This window comes from Ciceribacter lividus (assembly GCF_003337715.1).
GTDB classification, from domain to species: Bacteria; Pseudomonadota; Alphaproteobacteria; order Rhizobiales; family Rhizobiaceae; genus Allorhizobium; species Allorhizobium lividum.
The window spans coordinates 23,130-44,015 of record NZ_QPIX01000008.1; the positions used below are offsets into that span (position 1 = coordinate 23,130).

The following is a 20,886-nucleotide window of genomic DNA, read 5'->3' on the forward strand; positions in this document are numbered from 1 at the left end:
CAACCCCCTCTTGCTTTGTCAGAACTCAAGTCGTAGCGTCGGCGCACGTGCGAGTATTAGCTGTCTCTCCCAAAAGGAAGTCAGCTTATTCAAGCATTTACGAACATGAAACCCTGAGGAAAACGGCTCCTCAGGGCTGATCAACTGACAAAACAATAGGGGATATAACAATGAACGCTTCACTCAAGCGAACCCTCAAGACGGTTCTGCTTTCCAGCACGCTGCTTGCCATGACCGCCAGCCTCGCTTCCGCCGAGACGGTCATCCGACGCGGCAATGGCGGCGAACCGCAGACCCTCGATCAGGCGCATATTTCCATCGACATCGAAGGCTTTGTCGTCCGCGATATGTTCGAAGGCCTGACGATCTACAATCCGAAGGGCGAAGTCATTCCGGGCGTCGCCGAGAGCTGGACGATTTCGGATGACGGCACCGTCTACACCTTCAAGCTCCGCGGGGATGCCAAGTGGTCGAACGGTGATCCGGTGACCGCCGACGATTTCGTCTTCGCCTGGCGCCGCATGGAAGATCCGAAGGAAGCCGCCGAATACGCCAACATTCTCTATCCGGTGAAGAACGCCGAGGCCGTCAACACCGGCAAGGCTGCCGTCGACACGCTCGGCGTGAAGGCCATCGATGCCACGACGCTGGAAGTGACCCTGGAGCGCCCGACGCCTTACTTCCTGCAGCTCGCCTCGCACTACGCGGCTCTGCCGGTCAACGCGGCCGTCGTTCAGAAGCTCGGCGCAGAATGGACGAAACCCGGCAACATGGTCTGCAACGGCGCCTACTGCCTGACGGAAAACGTTCCGAACGACCACATCACCGCCGTCAAGAACGACAAGTACTGGGATGCGGCCAACGTCAAGATCGACAAGGTGATCTACAACCCCTCCGAAGACCAGTCCGCCACCGAACGCATGTTCGAAGCCGGCGAGCTCGACGTCGTCTATAACTTCCAGACGGACCAGAAGGCGTTCCTCGAGGAGAAGCTCGGCAAGGACCAGGTCCTCGCCAGCACCGACCTCGGCACCTATTATTACGTCTTCGACAGCAGGCACGAGCCGTTCAGCGACGTGAAGGTAAGGCAGGCGCTGTCGATGGCCGTCGATCGGGACTTCCTCGCCGAGAAGATCTACTCCGGCGCCCAGCTCCCGGGCTATTCCTTCGTTCCGCCGGGCATGGAAGGCTATACCGCGGCAACGCCGGAATGGGCGTCGCTCGACCAGCTCGACCGCGAAGACAAGGCCAAGGAACTGCTGAAGGAAGCCGGCTACGGCGAAGGCGGCAAGCCGCTCAAGATCGACATCCGCTACAACACCAACGAAAACCACAAGAAGGTTGCCACTGCGATCGCCGACATGTGGAAGGCCGTGGGCGCGGAAGTCACGCTGCAGAACCTCGACGTGAAGTCGCACTATGCCTACCTGCAGGAAGGCGGCGCCTTCGATGTGGCGCGCGCCGGCTGGTCGGCCGACTATGCCGATCCGGAGAACTTCCTCAATCTTCTCGTCTCCTCCAACACGAGCTTCAACTACGGCCACTGGGCCAATGCGAAGTACGACGAGCTGATGAAGGCCTCCTACGCGGAACGCGATCCGGCCAAGCGTATGCAGATCCTCCATGACGCCGAGCAGATCGCCATGGACGAGCAGGGCAACGCACCGTTGATGGTCCACGCCTCGACCTGGCTCGTTTCCCGCAAGGTCAAGGGCTTCGAGTTGAACGCCGTCAACGAGCACCTGACCAAGTTCCTCTCCGTCGAATAAAGCACATGCAGGACAGGCGGAATCCGGGAGAACCGGTTTCCGCCTCTTCGCGTTTTCGCGCGTAGGCCGGAGGAACCCTCCGGCTTGTTCTGCTGTTTCCGGATTTCAGGAGAGAGCAATGCTGTCATTCATCCTGCGACGACTGCTGTCGTCGATACCCACGATCTTTATCGTGATCACCCTGTCCTTCTTCATGATGCGGCTGGCGCCCGGCGGCCCGTTCAACCTGGAGCGGCCGCTCGAGCCGCAGGTTCTCGCCAATCTAAACAAGGCCTTCCTGCTGGATCAGCCCTTGCCGGTGCAGTACCTCCATTACCTTGGCAACCTTCTCCACGGAGACCTCGGACCGAGCTTCGTCTACCGCGATTTCACGGTCGGAGAGCTGATCGCCAAGAGCCTGCCATACTCGCTGATCCTCGGCTCCTGGGCGCTCGCCGTCGGTGTCACGGGCGGCATCATCCTCGGGAGCTTTGCCGCGATCCGGCAGAATTCGGCGTTCGATCATCTCGTCATGAGCTTCGCCAATATCGGCATTACCGTGCCGAGCTTCGTCGTCGCGCCCATTCTTTCGCTGGTCTTCGCCGTCATCCTGCGCATGGCGCCGGCAGGCGGCTGGGGAGACGGCGGGTTCAACAATCTGGTCCTGCCGGTCATCGCGCTCGCCCTGCCGCAGGTCGGGATCTTCGCCCGCCTGACCCGCGGGTCGATGATCGAGATGCTGCGGGCCGACCACATCCGCACGGTGCGCGCCTATGGTCTTCCCCAGCGCAGCATCATCGTCGTGCATGCGCTGCGCGGCGCACTGATGCCGGTCATCTCCTATTTCGGCCCCACCGCCGCGGCCGTGCTGACCGGCTCCGTCGTCGTCGAGACGGTGTTCTCGCTGCCCGGCGTCGGACGCTATTTCGTCCTCGGCGCTCTCAACCGCGACTACACGCTGGTCATGGGAACGGTCGTCCTTATCTCCGTCTTCATCGTGGTCTTCAACCTGATCGTCGACATCCTCTACGCGCTGCTAGATCCGAGGGTCCGCTATGAGTGAACCACAAATCCAAACCGGACCCGGCGCAATCTCCCTCGAAACGGATGCCCGGGAAGGCCTCAGCCTCTGGAAGCTGGCCCGCATCCGCTTCCGCCGGAACACCGCCGCCATGCTCTCGCTCGGCTACCTGCTGTTGATCGTCGTCTTCAGCTTCGGCGGGCCGGTCTTCTGGCCGCATCGCTACGACGCGGTCTTCACGAGCTATGTCGCCGTGCCGCCCTCGCTCTCGCCGTACCCGCACGAGGCGACGCTGCAAGAGGTCATGACGAAGGCCGTCGAGCGCGCCCGCGTCAGCCTGAACGCCTTCGACGTCTCGGGCTCCGCCTACACCGCCACGATCTCCTCCGACAAGCCGATCGACGAGCGCGTCCTGCGCTATCTCGACCGGCCGGACGAGTTCGACGGCGCCGCACTCCAGGAGACGCAGAACGACGGCAAGACGCTCGTCGTCACCGGCCGGGTCAACGGGCAGTATTTCCCCTTCGGGACCGACCGCAACGGCCGCGACCTCCTGCCCCGCGTGATGCTGGGCGGTCAGGTCTCGATCGTCGTCGGCCTGCTCGCGACCTTCGTGTCGCTGGTCATCGGCGTCACCTACGGCGCGACCTCCGGCTTCATCGGCGGGCGTATCGACAACGTCATGATGCGGTTCGTCGAGATCCTCTACTCGTTGCCGTTCATGTTCTTCGTGATCATGCTGGTGGTGTTCTTCGGTCGCCACTTTGTGCTGATCTTTGCGGCGATCGGCGCCATCGAGTGGCTGGACATGGCCCGCATCGTGCGGGGCCAGACCTTGTCCCTCAAACGACGCGAATTCGTCGAAGCGGCCCGCGCCATGGGGCTATCCAACTGGCAGATCATCCGCCGTCACGTCATCCCGAACACGATCGGTCCCGTGGTGGTCTTCGTCACGGTGCTCGTGCCCAAGGTGATCCTGCTCGAGAGCTTCCTCTCCTTCCTCGGGCTCGGGGTGCAGGAACCGATGACTTCGTGGGGCACGCTGATCGCCGAAGGCACCGCCAGCATGCAATCCGCATCATGGCTGCTGGTCTTCCCCGCGATCTTCTTCGTAAGCACGCTGTTCGCGCTCAATTTCGTCGGCGACGGCCTGCGCGACGCGCTCGATCCCAAGGACCGCTGACGATGACAAAGACAGATATGCTGCTTCAAATACGCGACATGCGGGTCTGGTTCGACACGCCGCTCGGCAAGGTCGAGGCGGTCAAGGGCATCAGCCTCGACGTCAAGCGCGGCGAGACGCTGGCGATCGTCGGCGAGTCCGGCTCCGGCAAGAGCCAGACCATGATGGCGATGATGGGACTGCTCGCCGCCAACGGCTCTGCGTCCGGTTCGGCGAAGCTCGACGGTGCCGAAATCCTCGGACTGCCGCTGAAAGGGCTGAATCACGTCCGCGGCGAGCGCGTGACCATGATCTTCCAGGAGCCGATGACCTCGCTCGATCCGCTCTACAAGATCGGCTACCAGCTCGCCGAGCCGATGATCCATCACAAGGGTCTCTCGGCGAAGGAGGCACGGGCGAAGGCGATCGAGCTGCTGAAGCTCGTCAAGATCCCCGACCCCGAGCGCCGGATAGATTCCTACCCTTACGAACTGTCCGGCGGCCAGCGCCAGCGCGTGATGATCGCCATGGCGCTCGCCAACGATCCGGAACTGCTGATCGCCGACGAACCGACCACCGCGCTCGACGTCACCATCCAGGCGCAGATCCTCGACCTGATGCGAGAACTGAAGGAGCGGATCGGTCTCTCGATCATCTTCATCTCGCACGATCTCAACGTCGTGCGGCGCTTCGCCGACCGCGTCGCGGTGATGAAGCACGGCGAAGTGGTCGAACAGGGTCCGGTCGAGGCGATCTTCTCGAACCCGCAGCACGACTATACGAAAATGCTGCTCGCCGCCGAGCCGACCGGCCACAAGGACCCGGTTCCCGCCGAGTCCCCGAGACTGCTCGAGGGCCGAAACGTCGCCGTGACGTTCACCGCCGGTGGCGGCTTCCTCGGCCGGAGGAAGCTGGAAGTGAAAGCGGTTCGCGACGTCAGCATCACGCTGCGCAAGGGACAGACGATCGGCATCGTCGGCGAGTCCGGGTCGGGCAAGTCGACCCTCGGGCGCGCTCTGCTCCGTCTCTTCGACAGCGACGGCAGGGTCATCTTCGACGGCCAGGACATCTCGAAGGCAAGCCCGCAGCAGATGCGTGCGCTGCGCCGCCAGATGCAGCTCGTCTTCCAGGATCCGTTCGGCTCGCTCTCACCGCGCATGACCGCCGGCCAGATCGTGACCGAGGGTCTGTTGGTCCACGAGCCGCAGATCAGCCGTGCCGAGCGCGACCGGATCGCCATTCAGGCGTTCAGGGACGTCGGCCTCGATCCTGCCTCGCGCAACCGCTATCCGCACGAGTTTTCGGGCGGCCAGCGCCAGCGCATCGCCATCGCGCGCGCCATGGTGCTGAAACCGAAGGTACTGGTGCTCGACGAGCCGACGTCTGCACTCGACCGGTCGGTGCAGAAGCAGATCATCGAACTGCTACGCGATCTGCAGCAGAAGCACGGTCTCTCCTATCTCTTCATCAGCCACGATCTCGCGGTCGTGCGGGCGCTCTCCGACTATATCATCGTGATGAAGAACGGCGTGATCGTCGAGGAAGGCGAAACTGCAGCCATCTTCGACGCGCCACAGCAGGCCTATACGAAGGAGCTCATGGCGGCGGCCTTCTGAGACGTGCATGGGCTCTGGCCGACGCCGGCAGCTAAAGCACCGGCGTCGGCAGATCAATGATAATGGAGGGCCGCGGACCTCCACGAAAGGGCCTTCGTCAGGCCTTTTCATCCGGACTGTTATCGCGCGGATCGGTAACACCGTCCGAAGACGCGCAGACGGCCTCCAGGAGTTCGGTCGCCATCGCCTGCGCCTGCTTCGGAATGTCGGAGAAGCGCTCACGATAGAGAAGACTCATCATCACAGTTTTCGCGAACTGCGGGTCCATACGCCGCGCGACAGACAAGGCCCTCCGGCATTCTTCCTTGAAGGGCGACAAGGCATTGACGACGTATTCTCCGCCGAGAACCTTCATGACGCAGGCTATGTCGAACATGTCGCGCGGCTGCATCGACGATCCGCGGTAGTAGATCTTCTTGGCGATAATTTCCGCAGGAGTCTCAAGCAAGACGTTGTGGCCGCGAACCTTCGCCAACTGCATCGGACTAACGGTCAGACCCGCTGCGCAGATGAAGTCGATCTCGCCTATCTTCTCGAAGACGATCTTCAATGCCCTCGTTCCATCGGACTGGTAGCCGTCCGGCCATATGGGGAGAGTATAACCTTGCATCCAAGGGTTCAGAAACGGCAGAACCTGAGGATCATCGACGAAGATGTCGACATCGAAGCTCTCGCGGTGATCGATCTGCAGCATCAGTGCCGTGCCGCCCCCGAAACTCCAACTGTCAATCAAGGTGAACCTGGAGTTTGCAAGGTCGATGATGCGCGCGGCCTGATCAAACAGGTCGCCCCATCTGCTGCTTGTGCGTCCGGACAACTAGGCTGCCCGCGCCAGCGGCAGTGTGTAGCCGGCAAGTACCGAAAACTTGCGCGCCAACTCGGAGGCGATCTTCGGGTCGACGCACATCTCGTCGAGGAACGAATACTGAAGGCTCTCGTCTACCTCCGAAAAGAAGCAGAACACCGACGAATCGAAAAGATCGGCGCTGGCGGGATCAGAAATCTTCGACGCCAACTGCTCGGCCGAAAGCGCCGTCCCGTAGGGGGCGTTGACAGTGGAGAGAACCTTTACTGCAACAGCCGACATGTTTCCGGACCGCATAGCTCTTTCAATCACTTATATATAACGCCACAAAACTCGGGAAACAAGAATTCCGCTTCCATGTGCCTTTGGGCAGCTCGCGGAGCCCTTCTGGTCAGCCGTAAGAGGCCCGGTCGATGCTACGGAACACCCGTTTGCACCGACACCCTTCCCATCTGCCGTCAGTCGAGCTATGTTCTCAATTCGTTCTCCGCGTCTTGCGCTCTCGCATAGCGCGGAAAGCGATGACGAGGAAATGCGGCGGCAAGGTCAACTCACCATAGTCACGGACGCCCCGGGCATGTCCCGGCGCGCGTGCGCGCTGTGTTGCTCTCTCCGCCACGCCCGGTGACATGCCGCTGCATGTCTCGGCGCATGAGGGGACTGAGTTTCTGATGAGCCTTGCCTATCTGGAGAAGCTGAACGACCGCCAGCGTGCCGCGGTCGAGCATGGTGTCGGCGCGTCCGGCGGCGGATTGCCCGAACCGCTCCTCATCATCGCCGGCGCCGGATCGGGCAAGACCAACACGCTCGCCCATCGCGTCGCCCACCTGATCGTCAACGGCGCCGATCCCCGCCGCATTCTCCTGATGACCTTCTCCCGCCGCGCCGCATCGGAAATGGCCCGGCGCGTCGAGCGCATCTGCCGCCAGGTGCTGGGCGACAAGGCCGCGGTCATGACCGATGCGCTCGCCTGGGCCGGTACCTTCCACGGCATCGGCGCTCGTCTTCTCCGCATCCATGCGGACCAGATCGGCCTTGCGGAGGACTTCACCATCCATGATCGCGAGGACAGCGCCGACCTCATCAATCTCGTGCGTCACGAGCTCGGCTTCTCGAAGACCGAGAGCCGCTTCCCGACCAAGGGCACATGTCTCTCGATCTATTCCCGCGTGGTGAATTCGGAGACCTCGATCGCCGAGGTGCTGAAGGCGCACTACCCCTGGGTCGCCGGCTGGGAGGAGGAGCTGAAGCAGCTCTTTGCGGCTTACGTCGAGGCCAAGCAGGCGCAGAACGTGCTCGATTACGACGACCTCCTGCTTTATTGGGCCCAGATGGTGAGCGAGCCGGAGCTTGCCGACGAGATCGCCGGCCGCTTCGACCATGTGCTCGTCGACGAATACCAGGACACCAACCGCCTGCAGGCGGCGATCCTGCTGGCGCTGAGACCCGGTGGACGCGGGTTGACGGTCGTCGGCGACGACGCCCAGTCGATCTATTCCTTCCGCGCCGCGACGGTGCGCAACATCCTCGATTTCCCGGAGGCCTTCTCGCCACCGGCCCATGTCGTCACGCTCGACCGCAACTACCGTTCGACGCAGCCGATCCTCGCGGCGGCGAACGCGGTCATCGGCGAGGCGCGCGAGCGCTTCACCAAGAACCTCTGGAGCGACCGGGAGTCCGAGGAGCGTCCGGCGCTGGTGACCGTCCGGGACGAAGCGGATCAGGCCCGCTACATCGTCGAGCAGGTGCTCGAAAATCGCGAACGCGGCATCGCGTTGAAGCAGCAGGCCGTGCTCTTCCGCTCGTCGAACCACAGCAGCTCGCTCGAAGTCGAGCTCACCCGCTCGAACATCCCTTTCGTCAAGTTCGGTGGCCTCAAGTTCCTCGACAGCGCCCATGTGAAGGACATGCTGGCGGTGCTGCGCTTCGCCCAGAACCCCCGCGACCGGGTCGCCGGCTTCCGCCTGCTGCAGCTCCTGCCGGGGATCGGCCCGCAGACCGCGGGCCGCATCCTCGACACGATCGCCGCCGATCCAGAACCGCTGGTGACGCTCGCCGAGATCCCCGCGCCGCCGAAGTCGGGCGCGGACTGGCCGGCCTTCCTCGACCTGCTGCTCGGCCTGCGCAAGGCGGGGTCCGGCTGGCCGAACGAAATCAGCGCGGCGCGCGCCTGGTACGAACCGCATCTCGACCGCATCCACGAGGATGCCGAGACCCGCAAGGCCGACCTGCTGCAGCTCGAACAGATCGCGGCCGGCTATGCCAACCGCGAGCGCTTCCTCACCGAACTCACCCTCGATCCGCCGGACGCCACCAGCGACCAGGCGGGCGTGCCGCTCCTCGACGAGGACTACCTGATTCTCTCGACCATCCATTCGGCCAAGGGGCAGGAATGGCGCTCGGTCTTCATGCTGAACGTCATCGACGGCTGCATTCCCTCCGATCTCGGCGTCGGCACGACCGCGGAGATCGAGGAGGAACGCCGGCTCCTCTATGTCGGCATGACGCGCACCCGCGACAGCCTGACGCTCGTCACGCCGCAGCGCTTCTTCACCTACGGGCAGAATGCGCAGGGCGACCGCCATGTCTACGCCTCGCGCACCCGCTTCATCCCTGCACCGATGCTCGGCCTCTTCGAGGCGAAGAGCTGGCCGATCGCGCCGGCGGCGGCCGGCGAGCGCGGCACGCGACAGGTCCGCGTCGACGTCGGCGCCCGCATGCGGGCGATGTGGAGATAGGGGGGCAGCGATCTCCGGGTGCGTCCGGTGCGGCATTCCATATCGCTGTATACATTCTGGAGCACACAAGACGGAATCTCGCTTCCGTCTTGACGAATTGTATACATTGTGTCTTCCTTGTCTGCGGAGGAGGACTTGACCATGAACAGACCGAGCTTTCCGCTGAACGCCTGGTATGCGGCCGCCTATGACGTGGAACTGAAGCGAGCGCTTCTGCCACGCACCATCTGCAACAAGCCGATCGTCCTGTATCGCAAGGAAAACGGCACCCCGGTCGCGCTGGCGGACGCATGCTGGCACCGCCTCGTGCCGCTCTCGCTTGGGCGACTGGACGGCGACAATGTCGTCTGCGGCTATCATGGCCTCGAATTCGACGATACCGGCCGGTGTGTATACATGCCGTCGCAGCAGACCATCAATCCGTCGGCCTGCGTGAAATCCTATCCCGTCGCCGAGCGTCACCGTTTCATCTGGATCTGGCCGGGCGACCCCTCGCTCGCCGATCCCGCGCTGATCCCCGACCTGCACTGGAACGACGACCCGGCCTGGGCCGCCGACGGCAAGCTGATCGAGCTCAAATGCGACTACCGGCTGGTGGTCGACAATCTCATGGATCTCACCCACGAGACCTTCGTCCACGGCTCCTCGATCGGCAACCGCGCCGTCGCCGAGGCGCCGTTCGAGGCAAGTCATTCGGATCGTTTCGCCTACATCACCCGCTGGATGGAGAACATCGACCCGCCGCCCTTCTGGAAGAAGCAGTACGGCAAGCCGGGCAAAGTCGACCGCTGGCAGATCATCCGCTTCGAGGCCCCCTGCACCATCGCAATCGACGTCGGCGTCGCAGCGGCCGGGACCGGTGCCCGCGAGGGCGACCGCTCGCAGGGCGTCAACGGCTACGTGCTCAACACGATCACGCCGTCGACCGACAAGACCTGCCTCTACTTCTGGGCCTTCGCCCGCAATTACGACCTCCACAACCAGGCCCGCACCCACGAGCTGCGGGAGGGGGTCGCGGGCGTGTTCCGCGAGGACGAGGTCGTCCTTGAAGCGCAGCAGATCGCAATCGACGCCAATCCGGACCACCAGTTCTACAATCTCAACATCGACGCCGGCTCCATGTGGGCGCGCAGGCTGATCGACCGGATGATCGATGCCGAGACCGGTCCGGCAACGATGGCAGCGGAGTGAGAGATGACGAAGGAACGGGCGGCCGGTCCGCGCCAGCAATCGGTGAAGGCCCTGCTGGGCATTCGTGACCTGATCCTCAAAGGTGAAATCGAGCCCGGAGAGCGACTGTCGGAGGTGGCGCTTTCCGAGCGGCTGGACGTCTCCCGCACGCCGCTCCGCAGCGCCCTGCAGAAGCTCGAGCAGGAGGGCCTCGTCACGCTCATTCCCTCCGGTGGCTATGCGGTGCGCAGCTTCAGCCGGCAGGACATCGTCGACGCGATCGAATTGCGGGGCGTGCTCGAAGGGACGGTGGTGCGGCTCGCCGCCGAACGCGGCGCCGCACCGGCACGGCTGAAGGCGATCCGCGAGGTGGTGGAGCAGCTCGACGAGGTGCTTGGAGGAGGGCCGGAGGCGCTCGACATCGGCCGCTACGAGGCTCTCAACGGCCGCTTTCATGCGCTCCTTTCCGAGCTTGCCGGCAGCGAGGTGATGCGCCGCGAGCTCGAACGGATCACCAGCCTGCCGTTTGCGAGCCCGAACGCCTTCGTCAACACCGATGTCGACGTGCCCGCCTTCTACCGCTCGCTCGTCGTCGCGCAGGCGCAACACAGGGCAATCGTCACCGCAATCGAGCTTCGCGAAGGCGCACGCGCCGAGGCGCTGGCGCGCGAACATGCGCGCATCGCGCGGCAGAATCTCGACTTCGTGCTCGAGGAAAACCCGGACCTGCGTCGCAAGGTTCTGGCGCTCGCGCTGATGTCGGGCTGAGTGCCACGGCGGACAAGTTTTTGAAATACGGGAGGAGAAATCAATGCGCTCCAGAGAAGAATGGCGCAAGGCGCGGGTCATCGCTGTCGAAACGCCCGCCGAGGACGTGAGGGCCGTCACTTTCGCCGTCGAAGGGCCACTGCCGGCCTTCGACCCCGGCTCGCACACCAATATCAGGGTGGTGATTGCTGGCAGCCCCGCGATCCGCACCTATACGGTCGTCCCGAGCGCGCCCGGCACACTGAAGATCGCCGTGAAGCGGCACCCGAACAGCCGCGGCGGCTCAGCCTGGGTCTGGACGCTCGCACCCGGCGACGAAACGGAGATGACGGTGCCGGAGAACCGCTTCGAGCTCTCCTGGCGGGCGCCGCACTATCTGCTGGTCGCCGGCGGCATCGGCATCACGCCGATCTACGGCATGGCGAAGGCACTTGCCGGTCGCGGGCAGCCGCTCCGCCTCGTCTACGCCGCAAGGGCGCGCAGCCAGATGGCCTTTGCCGACGAACTCGAAGGCCTGCTCGGTGACCGGATGGAGTGCTTCGTGGACGACGAGGGCCGTTCGCTCGACCTCGCCGCCGAATTCGCGCGCCTGCCACCGGAGGGCGAGGCCTATGTCTGCGGACCGCTCGGCATGCTCCATGCGGCGCGTGCGGCCTGGCAGAAGAGCGGCCGCTCGATGAGCCGGCTGCGCTTCGAGGTCTTCGGCGACAGCGGCCGTTTTGCCGAACAGCCCTTCCGGGTCGAGGTCGCGGGTCTCGGCCGCACGGTCGAGGTCAGGGCCGACCAGAGCATGCTCGATGCGCTGACGGAGGCGGGCGTGCCGATGATCTACGATTGTCGGCGCGGCGAATGCGGACTCTGTGCCGTCGACATCGTCGCCGCCGAGGGAGAGATCGACCACCGCGACGTCTTCTTCTCGGAGGCCGAGCGGCGCGAAAACGACCGCATGTGCGCTTGCGTCTCCCGTGCGCTGGGCGGCCATCTCGTCATCGACACCGGCTACCGGCGCGAGGAGGCGGCGTGAGGAGCGGCACGCGTACAGCTTCTCCGAAGTCGAAGACATGGCGAGCCATCCCGTCAAACTCGCGAATACTCACCCTGGTCCCCGGTCCGTCTATTTCGTCGCTCTTTCTTCTTCCTCAAGAAAAAGATCCTGCAAGTCTCCGTTGAGCGGATCGGCCTCGTGCATCCTCTTCGAACACCTACCCGCTCAAAGCGACGACAAGAACGCCTCGGTCCCGCAGATCTCCACCTGCACGGAGATCCGCTCGCCCTTCACCGCCCGTCCGGTTCCCTTCCCGCGCAAGGGAAACGAAAATGGCCCGCTCAGGAGCGGGGTACGTAATCCCGGCCGGGGTCGATGCTGGCCGGCCGACCTTCGAGGAAGAGTTCGCCGATACGCGGCGCCGAACGGGAGATGACCTTGCCGCCCTTCACGACCAGAAGCCGTGTCGGTTTCAGCCGCAAGGCTTCCACGACGTCCGCGGCTTGCAGCACGACGAGGTCGGCCTTGCAGCCGACGGCGAGCCCGTAGCCTTCGAGGCCCATCGTCTTTGCCGAGTTGACAGTCAGCGCCTCGTAGATCCGCTTCTTGTCCTCGATACCGCCCATCTGCGCCACATGGATCGCCATGTGACCGACCTCCAGCATGTCGGCCGAGCCCATCGCATACCAGGGATCCATCATGCAGTCCTGCCCGAAGGAAACATTGAGACCTGCCGCCATCAGTTCGCGCACGCGCGTCATGCCGCGGCGCTTCGGATAGGTGTCGTGGCGACCCTGCAGCATGATGTTGATCAGCGGATTGGGGATGACGTTGATTTCGGCCTCCGCCATCAGCGGGATGAGCTTGGAGACGTAGTAGTTGTCCATCGAGTGCATGGAGGTCAGATGCGAGCCCGCCACACGTCCCTGCAGCCCGTGGCGCACGGTCTCGGCCGCCAGCGTCTCGATATGCCGCGACATCGGGTCATCCGTTTCGTCGCAATGGATGTCGACGGGAAGGCCACGCTCGGCAGCGATCCGGCAGAGCGCCTCGAGCGAACGCCGGCCGTCCTCCATGGTCCGCTCGAAATGCGGGATGCCGCCGACGATGTCGAGACCCATGTCGAGGGCGCGTTCGAGCGATTTCTCTCCCTCGGCCGCGCGATAGTATCCGTCCTGGGGAAACGCGACGAGCTGCAGCTCGATATAGGGTTTCACCCGCTCCCGCACTTCGATCAGCGCCTCGGCCGTCACCAGCCGCGGGTCTGAAGTGTCGACATGGCTGCGGATGAAGAGAAGACCCTGGCTGACGGCGAGATCGCAGTAGCGCAGCGCCCGTTCGACCAGCGCCTCTTTCGTCAGCAGCGGCCGCAGCTCGCCCCAGAGGGCGATGCCTTCGAGAAGCGTGCCGGAGACGTTCATGCGCGGCAGGCCGAGCGAGAGCGTCGCGTCCATGTGGAAATGCGGATCGCAGAAGGGCGGGCTGACGAGGCGTCCCGTCGCGTCGATCTCCTCGCGGGCTGCCGCGTCGATGCGCTTTTCGATAGCGGCAATCCTGCCGCCGGCAAGGCCGACGTCGAAACCTCGGGAACCGTCGGGCAGGTTGGCGTTTCGGATGATCAGATCGAACATGGTCGGCCTCGTCGGGTCAGCGCTCGCCGCGCCGGTAAGGTTGCATCAGTGCCTGCGGAACACGGGCGTGCCGGGACATCAGTGCCAGCGCCGCAATCGACAGGATATAGGGGATCATCAGGAAAAGCTGGTAGGGAACCACGCCGCCCAGCACCGTCTGCAGGCGGAGCTGGAAACCGTCGAAAAAGGCGAAGAGCAGCGCGCCGAGAAGCGCCCGGGTCGGGCGCCAGGAGGCGAAGACGACAAGCGCGATGCAGATCCAGCCGCGTCCCTGCACCATGGTCGGGAAGAAGCTGTTGAAGGCGGAGAGCGTCAGGAAGGCGCCCGCCATGCCCATCAGGGCACTCCCTGCGATGACCGCGCCATAGCGCACGGCCATCGGATTGATGCCCTGCGCCTCCGCCGCGTGCGGGTTCTCGCCCGTCATGCGGATCGCAAGACCGAGCGGCGTGCGGAAGACGAGATAGGCGAGCGCGAGCGAAAGCAGGATCGCGAGATAGGTCGGCGGCGTCTGGGAAAAGAGCGCCGGGCCGAAGAACGGCAAGTCGCTGAGCCCCTCGATCGAAACCGGCTGGAACGGAACGATGGTGGGCGGCGTACCGGCGACCGGCACCAGGAGGCGGAACACGTAGTAGCTGACGCTTGCGGCAAAGAGCGTGACGCCGAGCCCCGACACGTGCTGGGAAAGACCGAGTGTCACGGTGAGCCCCGCATGCAGCACGCCGAACATCCCCCCGGCGAGCGCCGCGACCAGAAAACCCGTCCAGAGATCCGCGCCGTTATAGACCGCGAGCCAGCCGATCATGGCGCCGAAGGTCATGATGCCCTCGATGCCAAGGTTGAGCACGCCGGCGCGCTCGCAGAGCAGCGCCCCGAGCGTCCCGAGGATCAGCGGCGTGGCGATCCGGAGAACCGCCGTCCAGAGGCCGGCGGAGGCGACAATGTCGAGAACCTCTGTCATCGGCGGATCCTGTATTGAGTGAAGAAGACGGCGACCAGCATGGTCAGCAGGGAGAGCGCCACGATCACGTCGGCGATGTAGCTCGGAATGCCCATGCTGCGGCTCATGCCGTCTGCGCCGACGAACATGGTCGCGGTGAAGAGCGCTGCCAGCACGACGCCCAATGGACTGAGATTGGCGAGCATCGCGACGACAATGCCGGAATAGCCGTAACCGGGCGAGAGATCGGTCGTCACGTAGCCCTTGACGCCCATCACCTCCACGGCACCCGCAAGGCCTGCAAGTCCGCCTGACAGACAGGCGACGGCGACCAGCGTGCGCCCGAGCGGAACCCCGGCGAAGGCCGCGCCCTGCGGATTGAGCCCCGCTGCCCGCGACTGCATGCCGAAGACGGTGCGCGACTGCACGAAATGCAGCACGAGGGCGAGCACCACCGCGACCGGCAGGCCGAGATTCAGGCGCGAGCGGGCGAGCAGTTTCGGCAGCATCGCCTCGTCGGTCACCGATTGCGATTGCGGCCAGCCGAAGGCCATCGGGTCCTTGAGCACCGTGTCGATCAGCATCGAGACGAAGAGCACGGCGACGAAATTCAGGAGCAGCGTCGTCACGACCTCGTCGACGGAAAACCGCAGCCTGAGCCAGAGCGGCACGAGGAGGAGCACCATGCCGGCCAAGGCGCCAAGCGTGAAGAGCAGCGGGATTTGCAGTGCCGGCGAAAGCCCGCCGAAGAGGTGCGAACTCGCCCAGGCGACGGTGATCGCACCGAGATAGAGTTGCCCTTCCGCGCCGATGTTCCAGAGGCGGGCGCGGAAGGCGACGGCCGCGGCAAGACCGGTCAGGATCAGCGGTGTCGCCCGTGTCAACGTTTCCGTCGCCGAAAGCCGGGAGCCGAAAGCTCCCTTCAGGATACCCCAATAGGCATCGAGGACCGGCGCCCCGGCGACGGCGATCAGAACGCCGGCAATGGCGAGCGCCGCGGCGATCGCGATCAGCGGCGTCGCCACCACCAGCGCCACCGGTCTGTGTTCACGCCGCTCAAACCGCATGGGCGACCTCGCTTTCCCATTCGCCGGCCATCATCAGGCCGAGCCTGCGCGCGGAAACCTCGTCCGCGGAAACCGGCGGCGACAGCCTTCCGCCGACAATTGCCTGGATGCGGTCGGCGAGCGCCATAACCTCGTCCAGATCCTCCGAGATCAGGAGAACCGCCGTTCCCTGCCGCCGCGCCTCCAGTATGCGTTCGTGCACGGCGGCAACCGCACCCTCGTCGAGCCCGCGGGCGGGCTGCGCGGCAAGAAGGATGCGCGGCCGGTTGATCAGATTGCGCCCGAGAATGAGTTTCTGCATGTTCCCCCCGGAAAGAAGCCGGGTCCGGGTTGCCGGAGAACCGCCGCGCACGTCGAACGCTTCGATGATCTTTCCGGCGAACGCGATCCCCGCCCGCCGGTCGACGAGGCCCCGGCGGGAGAAGGCGGGCAGCCGCTCGAGGACGGCGTTCTCCCAGATCGCCATCTCGCCGATGGCGCCTTCCCTGTTGCGGTCCTCGGGAATGCGCCCGATGCCGGCGGCGATGACGTCCGCGACGGAAAGCTCATCGACGGGTTCCCCGAACAGCAGGAGATCACCGGAGGTTTTCGGCAGTATGCCTGAGAGCAGCTGCGCCAGCGCCGCCTGGCCGTTGCCGGAGACCCCGATAATGCCGAGCACCTCGCCGGCATGAAGCCTGAAATCGACGGACTTGAGCTTGTCCACCCCACCCGTCCGGACGGTGACGGCAGCCGCCTCCAGCACCACCTCGCCGGGCGTTGACGGCTCCCGCACCGGCCGAATGACGGTGCGTCCCACCATGAGTTCGGCGAGTTCCGCCTTGCTGGTCTCCGATGTCGCGCGCTCGGCGACACGGCGTCCGCCACGCAGCACCACGATGCGGTCGGCGGTCGACATGACCTCGTCCAGCTTGTGGGAAATGAAGATCAGGGAAAGCCCGTTCGCAGCCATATCCTTCAGGGTCGAAAACAGCCGTTCCGCCTCGATTTGCGTCAATACCGCTGTCGGCTCGTCGAGCACCAGGATGCGCGCATCGTTGTAGAGGGCTTTGAGGATTTCCACGCGCTGTTGCTCGCCGACCGAAAGGTCGCCGAGCCGCGCATCGGGGTCGACCCTGAGGCCGAAGCGTTCCGAAATATTGAGAAGCTTCTCCCGCGCCTCGGCGCGGCGTGAGCGCCACGACCAGAGGCTTTCCGTGCCGGTCGCGACGTTCTCGAGCACCGTCAGGTTCGGTGCCAGCGAGAAGTGCTGATGCACCATGCCGATTCCGGCGCGGATCGCCGCACGGGGACGTCCTGGCGGCAATTCCCGGCCCTCGACCAGCACACGGCCGCTGTCGGGCATGTAATGACCGAAGAGAATGCTCATCAGCGTCGTCTTGCCGGCGCCGTTCTCGCCGAGCAGCGCGACGATCTCGCCCCGCTCCAGCGTCAGCGAGATATCGTCGTTGGCGAGGTTGTCGCCGAAGCGTTTGCTGACGCCGAGGATTTCCAGAACCGGGGTGTTCATGCGTTCAATCCTGCAACGGGAAAGCGATGCTGCCAGCGCCCATCCTGCTCCAGCCGTGCAGCGAGTCGCAACAGCAACGCCTCCTCTCCCATCGGCGCCATCAGTTGCACCGGCAGCGGCAGGCCGTCGGCGTCCATGCCGAAGGGCAGCGTGACCGCCGGGAAGCCGGAAGCGTTGGCGAGTGCTGCGAGCGGCGCGAAGGCCGCCATCCGCTCGAAATGGCGATCCGTATCGGCATGATCGGTTGGGAAGGAGCCGACCGGCAACGGCGCCGATGACAGGATGGGACAAAGCAGGCAGTCGATACCGTCAAAAAGGCGCCACAGATCCCGGCTCACGGCGACCATGGCGTTCAGGCTCTGCCACAGTGCGCGCGCCGAGAGCGACAGACCACGTTCGATGACCGCCTGGGTCAGACGCTCCGTCTTCGACGCGTCGAGGTTGAAGCGGGTGATGGTGTCGGCGAGATTGATGCAGACGATGTCGGCGAAGGCGCGGCGGCTCGTCGCCGCCATCGCTTCCAGTGCCGAAAAATCGACCGGAACCAGCGTGTGAACATCGGCCTCCAGGAAGCGGCCCGCCGCCTCGACGACCGCAAGCCGCTCCGCCTCGGTCGGGAATTCCGCCCCGCTGTCTATGAGAAGACCTATACGCAACCGCTCCTGCCCGGCGTCCTTGCGCGCCACGGGCGGAAACGGACCTTTCGCCTCGCCGCCGAGGGCCGAGAGGATCAGGGACGTGTCGCGCACCGACCGGCAGACGGCAAGCTCGCTTGCGATGCCGGCGAGATGATTGCCGAAATGGGGGCCCGCCGGCATCAGGCCGCGGCTGGGCTTCAGTCCGACAAGGCCACAGCAGGCGGAAGGCACACGGATCGACCCGCCCGCATCGGTCGCGTGCGCGATCGCGACGATGCCGGCCGCGACAGCAGCGGCCGCACCGCCTGACGAGCCGCCGGCCGACAGCTCCGGCGCAAGCGGATTGCGGGTGATCGGACCTGCTGCCGGCTCGCTCGCCAGGGAAAGACCGAACTCCGGACTTGTGGTGAGGCCGAAGAGGCAAAGGCCTGCAGCGCGGAAACGTTCGGCAAGGTCGGAATCGATAAGACCGCCCCGCCTTGCGATCAGCCGCGACCCCGCCGTCATCGGAAACCCGGCGAAAGGCCCGCCGAGATCCTTGCCGAGCGTCGGGACGCCGGCAAAGGGCATCATGCGGCGCGGCGGCGCATCGGACGCGACAGCATCAATGCGCGAAGCTGCGTCCAGACCTCTGGCGGCGTCCGTATAGGCAACGGCCCCGAGATCCGCCAGGGCCTCGCAAGCCGAAAGGGAGGCCTGCATGGCCTCGGTGCTGGTGAGGCAACCGCTTGCGATCGCCCCGGCCAGTGCCGTTGCATCCGCCTGCATGGACGAAGCTTACTTCGGCGCGTCCATGATCTTCGGCACTTCGAAGGTGCCGGCCTTGATCTCGGCGCGCTTGGCCTCCATCGCCGCTTCCGCGTCGGCGGGTGCCACACCCTTCACGTAGACGATGTCGCTTCCGCCTTCCTTCATCAGACCGTAGGCTGTGTAGTCACGGCCGGTCGGCTTGCCGGCTGCGACGTCGGCGAGCGCCGCATTCAGGATCGGCCGGAAATTCCACAGCGCGTTCGCGAAGACCGTGTCGGGATAGCGCGGCGTATAGTCGATCAGCGAGCCGATGGACTTGATGCCACGCTCCTTGGCGGCGTCCGCCGTGCCGATACGCTCGCCGAAGAGGATGTCGGCGCCGGCGTCGATCTGGGCGAGGCCCGCCTCGCGCGCCTTCGGCGGATCGAAGAAGGTGCCGATGAAAGTCACAAGATGCTTCGCGTCCGGATTGACCGCCTTGACGCCCGCCGCGAAGGCGTTGATCAGCATGTTGACCTCCGGGATCGGCATGGCGCCGACGGAACCGACGACGTTCGACTTGGTCATCTTGCCGGCGAGCATCCCCGCCAGATAGGCGCCGTCGAAATTCCAGGTGCCGAAGACACCGAAATTGTCTCCCGATTCCTGTCCGCTCGACCCCATGACGAAGGCGGTTTCCGGATAGTCCGCCGCCACCTCGCGCGCCTGCTTCTCGACGGGGAAGGTCTCGCCGATGACGAGCTTCACGCCCTGCTCGGCATATTCGCGCATCGCCCGCGGATAATCCGTGCCGGAGACCCCCTCGGAGAAGACGTATTCGATCGCGCCTTCCGCGGCGGCGTCCTGCAACGCCTTGTGAAGGACGGAATTCCAGGCGTTCTCGACCGGCGATCCGTGGATGCCGGCAACCTTGATCGGCTCGGCGGCGCGCAACGGTGAAATGAAGGAAGAGGCGCCGAGCGCCAGGCCAGACGCCAGAATGGTGCGCCGGGTAAGCATGAAGTCGTTGGTCATTTTCGGGTTCCCCATTTTTTACCAATTGGTAGAAATTGTTAGGTCCAGCACAAAAATGTGTCAAGGCGATTCGGCGGCTAAAAAATGGTCATTTCTGGACCTGAATCCGTGTCTGCCCGGATCGCAGGTTGTGCACTGCCGGGACTTTGCGCGACCGGCAGGCAGCGTCGTGACAACAGGCAACTTTGGCTGCCGATGAAGAGACTGGCACGAGACCGGAGGACCACGAAATCAAGATGTTCTTTCCAGGCCGTTTGGCGGCTTTACCCGGGAGCCTTGCCCGAGTTCGGCCGTGCGTAGTACCAAGACGTCAAGGCAGGTTTGCGTAACCTCTCCCTACCCCGTGGCCCATGCAACCGGAAGCCGGCGAGCACTTTCATGCTCGCCGGCGACAGTTCGTCCGGATGACCGTGAAGGGTTGTGACGGTCTATGACAGCCTCAGCCGCCGAAGCCAAAACCCGGAGGCATGTCGGTCAGTTCGATGCCGAAGGGCTTCAGGCTGTTGAGAATCCAGGTCTGGTTGTTGCCGATGCGGCGATTGTATTCGGCCCAGGCGGAGACAAAACTCTTGAAGGTTTCATCGGTGCCGTAGTTGACGGCGATGACCGACGGTGTGGAAAGGACCGGCGTCGGAACCTTGACGTTGCCGATCGTCGGGGCCTTCTTGGAAATGACGAGGCCGTTCAGCATGGTGTTGACCAGAGCGTCGGCCTTGCCGGTGGTCACGGCGACGATGGCTTCGTCGCGCGTCTTGAAGCGCAGCATGTTCGCCTTCGGAAGATACTGGCTCGCCATCAGGTCCTGCGCGGAACCGAGGTCGACGGCGAAGGTATATTTCGGGTCGTTCAGCTCGTTCCAGGCCTTGCCCGTCAGTTCGTCCTTGGCCGAAACGAGCACGAAGCTGTTGTAGTAGGTCGGGTCAGAGAAGGAGACGGACATGGCGCGCACCGGCGTCGCGGTCACCGCGAACGCCATGTCGACCTTGCCGCTCTGCACGTCCAGAATGGCATTCGCCCAGCTCGACTCCACGACTTCCAGCTTCACGTCCAAGGTCTTGGCGATGTCACTGGCCATGTCGATGACGAAGCCCTGCCACTCGCCCGTGCGGGGATCCTTGTTGAAGTAGGGCACCTCGTTGAGGATGGCCGGGATCCTGAGGACGCCGCGCGAGCGGATGTCGTCGATCGTGCCGGCCGAGGCCGATGTCGCAAACAGCGATGCCGCGACCGCGGCTATGCTGCAAAGCTTGGCGAAAATCTGCATGTTGGGTTTCTCCCTTGTTCCCCGAGAACGATTGTCTACCCGCCTTGCATCCGCCGGTT

At 64.4% G+C, this 20,886-nt stretch carries 17 protein-coding genes; 8 read left to right on the forward strand and 9 right to left on the reverse strand.

The features are described 5' to 3' along the window. Positions 1-170: 170 nt before the first annotated feature. From DFR48_RS14660 to DFR48_RS14675, 4 genes are all read left to right on the forward strand, one after another. Complete coding sequence (locus DFR48_RS14660; RefSeq protein ID WP_114363895.1) at positions 171-1,769, forward strand: peptide ABC transporter substrate-binding protein; 1,599 nt, start codon at positions 171-173, stop codon at positions 1,767-1,769. Between the two features lie 118 nt (positions 1,770-1,887). Beyond that, on the forward strand, positions 1,888-2,811 hold the full coding sequence (oppB, locus tag DFR48_RS14665) for an oligopeptide ABC transporter permease OppB (protein ID WP_114363896.1): 924 nt from the start codon (positions 1,888-1,890) through the stop codon (positions 2,809-2,811). Next, positions 2,804-3,952: an ABC transporter permease gene (locus DFR48_RS14670; protein WP_114363897.1), complete on the forward strand. Its 1,149-nt coding sequence runs from the start codon at positions 2,804-2,806 to the stop codon at positions 3,950-3,952. The genes oppB and DFR48_RS14670 overlap by 8 nt, the downstream gene beginning before the upstream one ends. 2 nt (positions 3,953-3,954) lie before the next feature. Next, on the forward strand, positions 3,955-5,547 hold the full coding sequence (locus tag DFR48_RS14675) for an ABC transporter ATP-binding protein (protein WP_114363898.1): 1,593 nt from the start codon (positions 3,955-3,957) through the stop codon (positions 5,545-5,547). 97 nt (positions 5,548-5,644) lie between these two features. Here DFR48_RS14675 and DFR48_RS14680 read toward each other — a convergent pair whose 3' ends face one another. Next, positions 5,645-6,241: a nucleotidyl transferase AbiEii/AbiGii toxin family protein gene (locus DFR48_RS14680; RefSeq protein WP_425359257.1), complete on the reverse strand. Its 597-nt coding sequence runs from the start codon at positions 6,239-6,241 to the stop codon at positions 5,645-5,647. Between the two features lie 123 nt (positions 6,242-6,364). Beyond that, positions 6,365-6,634, reverse strand: a complete 270-nt coding sequence (locus DFR48_RS14685; protein ID WP_114364165.1) for a hypothetical protein — start codon at positions 6,632-6,634, stop codon at positions 6,365-6,367. Positions 6,635-7,023: 389 nt separating this feature from the next. Here DFR48_RS14685 and DFR48_RS14690 point away from each other — a divergent pair, with 389 nt between their 5' ends. From DFR48_RS14690 to DFR48_RS14705, 4 genes are all read left to right on the forward strand, one after another. Next, on the forward strand, positions 7,024-9,090 hold the full coding sequence (locus DFR48_RS14690) for an ATP-dependent helicase (RefSeq protein WP_114363899.1): 2,067 nt from the start codon (positions 7,024-7,026) through the stop codon (positions 9,088-9,090). A gap of 141 nt (positions 9,091-9,231) precedes the next feature. After that, a complete protein-coding gene (locus tag DFR48_RS14695) occupies positions 9,232-10,281 on the forward strand; it encodes an aromatic ring-hydroxylating dioxygenase subunit alpha (protein ID WP_114363900.1) in 1,050 nt (349 codons plus the stop codon). A 3-nt stretch (positions 10,282-10,284) separates the two neighbouring features. Then, entirely contained in the window at positions 10,285-11,028 is a 744-nt protein-coding gene (locus DFR48_RS14700) for a GntR family transcriptional regulator (RefSeq protein ID WP_114363901.1), read from the forward strand. Between the two features lie 43 nt (positions 11,029-11,071). Next, positions 11,072-12,052: a PDR/VanB family oxidoreductase gene (locus DFR48_RS14705; protein WP_114363902.1), complete on the forward strand. Its 981-nt coding sequence runs from the start codon at positions 11,072-11,074 to the stop codon at positions 12,050-12,052. 302 nt (positions 12,053-12,354) lie between these two features. Here DFR48_RS14705 and DFR48_RS14710 read toward each other — a convergent pair whose 3' ends face one another. The 7 genes from DFR48_RS14710 to DFR48_RS14740 all read right to left on the reverse strand — a co-directional run bounded on the left by DFR48_RS14710 (position 12,355) and on the right by DFR48_RS14740 (position 20,827). Further along, positions 12,355-13,644: an amidohydrolase family protein gene (locus DFR48_RS14710; RefSeq protein WP_114363903.1), complete on the reverse strand. Its 1,290-nt coding sequence runs from the start codon at positions 13,642-13,644 to the stop codon at positions 12,355-12,357. 16 nt (positions 13,645-13,660) lie between these two features. Further along, positions 13,661-14,605, reverse strand: a complete 945-nt coding sequence (locus tag DFR48_RS14715) for an ABC transporter permease (RefSeq protein ID WP_114363904.1) — start codon at positions 14,603-14,605, stop codon at positions 13,661-13,663. Next, entirely contained in the window at positions 14,602-15,651 is a 1,050-nt protein-coding gene (locus tag DFR48_RS14720) for an ABC transporter permease (RefSeq protein ID WP_114363905.1), read from the reverse strand. Before DFR48_RS14720 ends, DFR48_RS14715 begins: the two co-directional genes overlap by 4 nt. Next, positions 15,641-17,161 (reverse strand): ABC transporter ATP-binding protein, encoded by a 1,521-nt coding sequence (locus tag DFR48_RS14725; protein ID WP_114363906.1) that lies wholly within the window; start codon positions 17,159-17,161, stop codon positions 15,641-15,643. Before DFR48_RS14725 ends, DFR48_RS14720 begins: the two co-directional genes overlap by 11 nt. Next, complete coding sequence (locus DFR48_RS14730) at positions 17,158-18,567, reverse strand: amidase (protein WP_114363907.1); 1,410 nt, start codon at positions 18,565-18,567, stop codon at positions 17,158-17,160. The genes DFR48_RS14725 and DFR48_RS14730 overlap by 4 nt, the downstream gene beginning before the upstream one ends. Positions 18,568-18,576: 9 nt before the next feature. Further along, on the reverse strand, positions 18,577-19,563 hold the full coding sequence (locus tag DFR48_RS14735) for a BMP family protein (protein ID WP_114363908.1): 987 nt from the start codon (positions 19,561-19,563) through the stop codon (positions 18,577-18,579). Between the two features lie 439 nt (positions 19,564-20,002). Then, positions 20,003-20,827: a transporter substrate-binding domain-containing protein gene (locus tag DFR48_RS14740; protein WP_114363909.1), complete on the reverse strand. Its 825-nt coding sequence runs from the start codon at positions 20,825-20,827 to the stop codon at positions 20,003-20,005. Between the last annotated feature and the right edge of the window lie 59 nt (positions 20,828-20,886).

What these genes read in the sequence shown, in the direction of transcription:
- DFR48_RS14720 (WP_114363905.1), bottom strand. Translation starts at nt 15,651, where the DNA reads ATGCGGTTTGAGCGGCGTGAACACAGACCGGTGGCGCTGGTGGTGGCG.
- DFR48_RS14670 (WP_114363897.1), top strand. Translation starts at nt 2,804, where the DNA reads ATGAGTGAACCACAAATCCAAACCGGACCCGGCGCAATCTCCCTCGAA.
- DFR48_RS14695 (WP_114363900.1), top strand. Translation starts at nt 9,232, where the DNA reads ATGAACAGACCGAGCTTTCCGCTGAACGCCTGGTATGCGGCCGCCTAT.
- DFR48_RS14690 (WP_114363899.1), top strand. Translation starts at nt 7,024, where the DNA reads ATGAGCCTTGCCTATCTGGAGAAGCTGAACGACCGCCAGCGTGCCGCG.
- DFR48_RS14730 (WP_114363907.1), bottom strand. Translation starts at nt 18,567, where the DNA reads ATGCAGGCGGATGCAACGGCACTGGCCGGGGCGATCGCAAGCGGTTGC.
- DFR48_RS14700 (WP_114363901.1), top strand. Translation starts at nt 10,285, where the DNA reads ATGACGAAGGAACGGGCGGCCGGTCCGCGCCAGCAATCGGTGAAGGCC.
- DFR48_RS14725 (WP_114363906.1), bottom strand. Translation starts at nt 17,161, where the DNA reads ATGAACACCCCGGTTCTGGAAATCCTCGGCGTCAGCAAACGCTTCGGC.
- DFR48_RS14680 (WP_425359257.1), bottom strand. Translation starts at nt 6,241, where the DNA reads ATGCTGCAGATCGATCACCGCGAGAGCTTCGATGTCGACATCTTCGTC.
- DFR48_RS14660 (WP_114363895.1), top strand. Translation starts at nt 171, where the DNA reads ATGAACGCTTCACTCAAGCGAACCCTCAAGACGGTTCTGCTTTCCAGC.
- DFR48_RS14710 (WP_114363903.1), bottom strand. Translation starts at nt 13,644, where the DNA reads ATGTTCGATCTGATCATCCGAAACGCCAACCTGCCCGACGGTTCCCGA.
- DFR48_RS14715 (WP_114363904.1), bottom strand. Translation starts at nt 14,605, where the DNA reads ATGACAGAGGTTCTCGACATTGTCGCCTCCGCCGGCCTCTGGACGGCG.
- DFR48_RS14685 (WP_114364165.1), bottom strand. Translation starts at nt 6,634, where the DNA reads ATGTCGGCTGTTGCAGTAAAGGTTCTCTCCACTGTCAACGCCCCCTAC.
- DFR48_RS14735 (WP_114363908.1), bottom strand. Translation starts at nt 19,563, where the DNA reads ATGACCAACGACTTCATGCTTACCCGGCGCACCATTCTGGCGTCTGGC.
- DFR48_RS14740 (WP_114363909.1), bottom strand. Translation starts at nt 20,827, where the DNA reads ATGCAGATTTTCGCCAAGCTTTGCAGCATAGCCGCGGTCGCGGCATCG.
- oppB (WP_114363896.1), top strand. Translation starts at nt 1,888, where the DNA reads ATGCTGTCATTCATCCTGCGACGACTGCTGTCGTCGATACCCACGATC.
- DFR48_RS14675 (WP_114363898.1), top strand. Translation starts at nt 3,955, where the DNA reads ATGACAAAGACAGATATGCTGCTTCAAATACGCGACATGCGGGTCTGG.
- DFR48_RS14705 (WP_114363902.1), top strand. Translation starts at nt 11,072, where the DNA reads ATGCGCTCCAGAGAAGAATGGCGCAAGGCGCGGGTCATCGCTGTCGAA.